Origin of the sequence: Accumulibacter sp. (genome assembly GCF_029255125.1) — a bacterium.
In the GTDB taxonomy this organism is placed as follows: domain Bacteria; phylum Pseudomonadota; class Gammaproteobacteria; order Burkholderiales; family Rhodocyclaceae; genus Accumulibacter.
In genome coordinates, this window is sequence record NZ_JAPUVR010000105.1 from 74,185 (window position 1) to 80,407 (window position 6,223).

Here is a 6,223-nt window from a genome sequence, read left to right on the forward strand (position 1 = left end):
TCGATCATGGATCTGAGCAGCAGCAAGTCTGCCGGCGGCGGAGCCGCCGCCGGCTTGGCGCATGCCGACCAGCATCTGGTCGATGGGGTGCTCAGGGGGCATCGGCGAGCGCTGGCGAAGACGATCACGCTCGTCGAATCCACCCGCAGCGATCATCAGCGGCGCGCGCGCCAAGTGCTCGCCGCTTTGTTGCCGCATACCGGACGAACAATACGCGTCGGCATCTCGGGGGCGCCGGGCGCCGGAAAGTCGACCTTCATCGAAACGCTCGGGATCAATTTGATCGAAGCCGGCAGGCGCGTTGCGGTGCTCGCGGTAGACCCCTCGTCGTCGGTTTCCGGGGGTTCGATTCTCGGCGACAAGACGCGTATGGAAATGCTTTGCCAGCGCGACGAGGCGTTCATCCGGCCCAGCCCCTCAGCCGGATCGCTTGGCGGAGTCGCCGACAAAACGCGTGAAGCGATGCTCGTCTGCGAAGCTGCCGGATTCGATGTGATCATCGTCGAAACCGTCGGTGTCGGCCAATCGGAGACGACCGTCGCCGGCATGGTCGATGTCTTTGTCTTGCTGCAGTTGCCCAACGCCGGCGACGACCTGCAGGCGATCAAGAAGGGCATCGTCGAGATTGCTGACCTCGTCGTCTTCAACAAGGCTGACATCGACGAGCGTGCAGCGGCCTTTGCGCGCGGTCAGATGCGCGCCGCGCTGACCATGCTGCGCAGCAGCAGCCCCAACTGGCGCCCGCCGGTGCTCACCGTCAGCGCCCTGGCCAAACGTGGCATCGTCGAGTTCTGGAGCGAGATCGAGCGCTACCGGACAACGATGATGGCAAGCGGAGAGTTCGACGCAAAACGCCGCCGGCAAGCCGTCGACTGGATGTGGAACCTGATCGATTCCGGCTTGCGCCACCATTTTCATTCTCATCCAGCCGTCCGCGCTGCCCTGCCAGCGATGGCGACCGATGTCGCTGAGGGACGGACGACACCCGGCGCGGCTGCCGCACGCCTGTTGGCCTATCTGCATCACTGAATGCACGAATTGTACGAATCGCAGAAACCTCCGACTTGTTTGAGTAGTTCTGATTGACGCGACCGTTAGGGAGTAGAACTTATGCATGACATCATTCGCCAGCTTGCAGAAAAGCGCGCGGCGGCCTGTCTGGGTGGTGGCCAGAAACGCATCGACAACCAGCACAGCAAGGGCAAACTGGCTGCCCGTGAACGGATCGAGCTCTTGCTCGACAGCGGCTCATTCGAAGAATGGGACATGTTCATGGAACATCGCTGCACCGACTTCGGCATGGCCGACCAGTCCGTCCCGGGCGACGGCGTGGTCATCGGTTGCGGCACGATCAATGGTCGGTTGATGTTCGTTTTTTCGCAGGACTTCACCGTATTCGGCGGCTCGCTCTCCGAGGCGCACGCCGAGAAGATCTGCAAGGTCATGGACCATGCGATGAAGGTCGGGGCGCCGGTGATCGGCTTGAACGACTCGGGCGGAGCACGCATCCAGGAAGGTGTCGCCTCGCTGGCCGGGTACGCCGAGGTTTTCCAGCGCAACGTCCTCGCATCCGGAGTGATCCCGCAAATCTCGCTGATCATGGGCCCCTGCGCCGGCGGCGCAGTCTATAGCCCGTCGATGACCGACTTCATCTTCATGGTCAAGGACTCGTCGTACATGTTCGTCACCGGCCCGGAAGTGGTCAAGACGGTGACGCACGAAGACGTGACCTCGGAAGAACTCGGCGGCGCCGTGACGCACACGACCAAGTCGGGCGTGGCCGACCTCGCTTTCGAGAACGATGTGGAGGCGCTGATGATGCTGCGCCGCTTCATCAGCTTCCTGCCCTCGAACAACCGCGAAAAGCCGCCTCGTCTACCCTCGCAGGATCCGGCTGACCGGCTCGATTTCTCGCTCGACACCCTGGTTCCCGACAACCCGAACAAGCCCTACAACATCAAGGAACTGATCATCAAGGTCAGCGACGACGGCGACTTCTTCGAGCTGCAGCGCGAGTACGCCAAGAACATCGTCATCGGTTTTGCCCGGATGGACGGATCGACCGTGGGCATTGTCGCCAACCAGCCGCTTGTGCTGGCCGGCTGCCTGGACATCAAGAGCTCGATCAAGGCGGCACGCTTCGTACGTTACTGCGACGCGTTCAACATCCCGGTCGTGACCTTCGTCGACGTGCCAGGCTTCATGCCGGGAACTGCTCAGGAATACGGCGGCATTATCAAGCACGGTGCCAAACTGCTCTACGCCTATGCCGAGTGCACGGTGCCGAAGATCACCGTGATCACCCGCAAGGCCTACGGTGGCGCCTACGACGTGATGGCCTCGAAGCACCTGCGCGGCGACGTGAACTTCGCCTGGCCGTCGGCTGAAATCGCCGTGATGGGTCCGAAGGGCGCCGTCGAAATCATCTTCCGCGAAGAAAAGAACGACCCGGCGAAGCTTGCCGCGCGCGAAGCCGAATACAAGGCCAAGTTCGCCAACCCGTTCGTTGCCGGCGCGCGTGGCTTCATCGACGACGTGATCATGCCGAACGAGACGCGCAAGCGGATCTGCCGCTCGCTCGCGATGCTGCGCAACAAGAAACTGGAAAACCCGTGGCGCAAGCACGGCAACATTCCGCTTTGATACCCGGGGAGAAAGAGCCATGTTCAAAAAGATTCTGATCGCCAACCGCGGAGAAATTGCCTGCCGGGTGATGAAAACCGCAAAGAAGATGGGAATCAAGACCGTCGCGGTCTATTCCGAAGCCGACAAGGACTCGATGCACGTCCTGATGGCTGACGAGGCCGTCTGCATCGGTCCCCCACCTTCGAAAGAATCGTATCTGGTGATCGACAAGATCATCGACGCGTGCAAGCAGACCGGCGCCGAAGCCGTTCATCCGGGTTACGGCTTCCTGTCTGAAAACGAGGAGTTTTCGCGTCGCCTGGAAGACAGTGGCATCGTCTTCATTGGTCCCAAGCATTATTCGGTCGCCGCGATGGGCGACAAGATCGCGTCCAAGAAGCTCGCGCAGGAAGCCAAGGTCAACACCATTCCGGGTTACAACTCGGAGATTGTCGACGCAGCACAAGCGGTCGAGATCGCCCAGGGAATCGGCTATCCGGTGATGATCAAGGCGTCGGCCGGCGGCGGCGGCAAGGGACTGCGCGTCGCGTTCAACGACAAGGAAGCGTTTGAAGGCTTTGAAGCCTGCCGCAACGAGGCGCGTAACAGTTTTGGCGACGATCGCGTGTTCATCGAGAAGTTCGTCGAAGGACCGCACCACATCGAAATCCAGATCATCGCCGATGCCTTCGGCAACACCGTCTACCTGCTCGAACGCGAGTGTTCGATCCAGCGCCGGCACCAGAAGGTTCTCGAGGAAGCGCCATCGCCGTTCATCGACGAAAAAATCCGCAAAGCGATGGGCGAGCAGGCGGTGGCGCTGGCCAAAGCGGTCAATTATCAGAGCGCCGGAACCGTCGAGTTCGTCGTCGGTTCGGACAAGTCGTTCTACTTCCTTGAAATGAACACCCGCCTGCAGGTGGAGCACCCGGTCACTGAAATGATCACCGGCGTCGACCTCGTCGAACTGATGATTCGCGTCGCCGCCGGAGAGGAATTGCCGTTTACACAGAGTGACATCAAGGCGAACGGCTGGGCGATCGAATGCCGGATCAATGCCGAGGATCCGTTCCGCGGCTTCCTCCCCTCGGTTGGCCGTCTGGTCAAGTATCGTCCGCCGGAAACCACCGACGGCGAGGTTCGCGTCGACACCGGCGTCTTCGAGGGCGGCGAAATCTCGATGTACTACGATTCGATGATCGCCAAGCTGATCTGCCATGGTGCCACGCGCGACCAGGCGGTGGGCCGCATGCGCGACGCCTTGAACGCCTTCGTCATTCGCGGCATCGACTCGAACATCCCCTTCCAGGCGGCGCTGATGCAGAACACGCGCTTCCTCTCCGGCGTATTCACCACCTCGTTCATCGCCGACGAGTTTCCGAACGGCTTCGACGAATCCTGCGTGGTACACGAAGACCCCGGCCTGCTCGCCGCCCTGGCGGCTTTCGGACGGCGACGCTACATCGATCGGGCGGTCAAGATCAGTGACCAGATGCCCGGCCACGAACGCAAGGTCGGCAGCGACTGGGTCGTCCAGATGGAAGGCAAGGACTACCCGATCACGCTCGTGCCGATCCCGGGCGGCTATTCGGCCAGGCATGGCGGCGACCGCTACGACTTGATTTCCGATTGGAAATTTGGCGAACTCGTCTTCCGCGGCACGTGCAACGGCTCGCCGATCTGCCTGCAGCTCGAACGGATTGGACTGCTCTACCGCGTCGTGCACTTCGGCAAGCAGGTCAAGGTCACGGTGATGACGGCCAACGCCGCGCGCATGCTGGCGCTGATGCCGAAGAAACAACCACCCGACCTCTCCAAGTTCCTGCTCTCGCCGATGCCCGGACTCCTGCGCGAGGTGTCGGTCAGCGTCGGACAGCAAGTCTCTGCAGGCGAGAAGCTGGCAGTGATCGAAGCCATGAAGATGGAAAACGTCCTCAAGGCCGAACTCGACTGCAAGGTGAAGAAGATCGTTGCCGCTCCCGGCGAGAGCCTCTCGGTCGACCAGGTGATCATCGAGTTCGAGTAAGGCCGTCGCCCGCCGGGCGCTGCCCGCACACCAAGAAAGCCCGCCGCCCAGCGGGCTTTTTTTCGCTTGGCGAGGACCAACTTCCGCCCGAAGCGGCTGTCAATAGCTTTGTGCTGAGCTCACGCCGCCCGCGTTATTGCGCAATACAAAATAGTGTTTTACCATGCGGCGTTCAACGCTGGTTGCGCGCCTGCTCCCCGAAGCACCGGGCGGCTTGATGCTGCGGTCGCGCATCGCGCGCCGTAGCAAGCCAGCCAGACCATCGTATTTCATGATTCTGCAGACCAGGAGACCCAAGTCATGGCAGCTTTGCCCGAAAACGCGCTATCGACCAGCCTGAACGATACCGACCCGCAGGAAACGCAGGAGTGGCTGGACGCGCTGAGTGGAGTCATCGAGCGTGTAGGCGCCGAGCGGGCGCATTTTCTGATCAGCGGCCTGATCGCCCTGGCGCGCCACGAAGGAATAGACATCCCCTACAGCGCGACTACCGAATATGTCAATACGATTCCGGTTGATCGGCAGCCGAAGTATCCGGGCAATGCCGACCTCGAAATCCGAATCCACAACTTCATTCGCTGGAATGCGATGGCCATGGTCGTACGCGCCAACCGCGACAGCAACGTCGGTGGCCACATCGCTTCGTTTGCGTCGGCTGCTGCACTCTATGATGTCGGCTTCTCGTGGTTCTGGCACGCCCCCTCCGAGCAGCACGGCGGCGACCTGATCTTCTTTCAGGGGCACTCCGTTCCCGGCGTCTACGCGCGCGCGCACCTGCTCGGCCGCCTGAGCGACGAGCAGATGGATTGCTTCCGGCAGGAAGTCGAGGGCAAGGGAATTTCGTCGTACCCGCACCCCTGGCTGATGCCCGACTTCTGGCAGTTCCCGACTGTCTCGATGGGACTTGGCCCGATTCAGGCGATCTACCAGGCGCGCTTCATGAAATACCTCGACAGTCGCGGCTTCATCCAGGCCGGCGACCGTAAGGTCTGGGCCTTTCTCGGCGACGGCGAAACCGACGAGGTCGAGTCGCTCGGCGCCATCGGCATGGCGGCGCGCGAACGTCTGGACAACCTCATCTTCGTCATCAACTGCAACCTGCAGCGTCTCGACGGGCCGGTGCGCGGCAACGGCAAGATCATCCAGGAACTCGAAGGCACTTTCCGCGGCGCCGGCTGGAACGTCATCAAGCTGGTCTGGGGAACCCACTGGGACGCACTCTTCCTGCGCGACCGCCAGGGCATCCTGCGCAAGCGCATGATGGAGGCAGTAGACGGCGAATATCAGACGTTCAAGGCGAAGGATGGCGCCTACGTGCGCGAGCATTTCTTCAACACGCCTGAACTCAAGGAACTCGTCGCCGACTGGACCGACGACCAGGTCTGGGCGCTCAACCGGGGTGGCCACGACATCTTCAAGATCTTCAGCGCTTACAAGGCCGCCGTCGAACACCGAGGCCAGCCGACGCTGATCCTCGCCAAGACGATCAAGGGCTTCGGCATGGGACAGGCGGGCGAAGCGATGAACATTTCGCACCAGCAGAAGAAGCTCGACTACGAGGCGATCAAGCGC

General features: G+C 61.5%; 3 protein-coding genes and 1 pseudogene. All 4 read left to right on the forward strand.

Going from position 1 to position 6,223, the window contains the following annotated elements; translation table 11 throughout:
* Nucleotides 1-6 precede the first annotated feature (6 nt).
* Nucleotides 7-1,029, forward strand: coding sequence for a methylmalonyl Co-A mutase-associated GTPase MeaB (gene meaB / locus Q1L59_RS10855; protein ID WP_300332089.1), 1,023 nt, complete (start codon nucleotides 7-9; stop codon nucleotides 1,027-1,029).
* Nucleotides 1,030-1,110: 81 nt separating this feature from the next.
* Nucleotides 1,111-2,643, forward strand: a complete 1,533-nt coding sequence (locus Q1L59_RS10860; RefSeq protein WP_300332091.1) for an acyl-CoA carboxylase subunit beta — start codon at nucleotides 1,111-1,113, stop codon at nucleotides 2,641-2,643.
* A gap of 19 nt (nucleotides 2,644-2,662) precedes the next feature.
* The gene (gene accC, locus Q1L59_RS10865; RefSeq protein WP_300332092.1) at nucleotides 2,663-4,651 is read left to right on the forward strand and encodes an acetyl-CoA carboxylase biotin carboxylase subunit; all 1,989 of its coding nucleotides are present in this window, start codon (nucleotides 2,663-2,665) and stop codon (nucleotides 4,649-4,651) included.
* 300 nt (nucleotides 4,652-4,951) lie between these two features.
* Nucleotides 4,952-6,223: pseudogene (gene aceE / locus Q1L59_RS10870) on the forward strand (pyruvate dehydrogenase (acetyl-transferring), homodimeric type); the annotation flags it as partial.

Bases quoted from the DNA above. Each gene is read 5' to 3' on its own strand.
- Q1L59_RS10860 (WP_300332091.1), top strand. From the start codon at position 1,111: ATGCATGACATCATTCGCCAGCTTGCAGAAAAGCGCGCGGCGGCCTGT.
- accC (WP_300332092.1), top strand. From the start codon at position 2,663: ATGTTCAAAAAGATTCTGATCGCCAACCGCGGAGAAATTGCCTGCCGG.
- meaB (WP_300332089.1), top strand. From the start codon at position 7: ATGGATCTGAGCAGCAGCAAGTCTGCCGGCGGCGGAGCCGCCGCCGGC.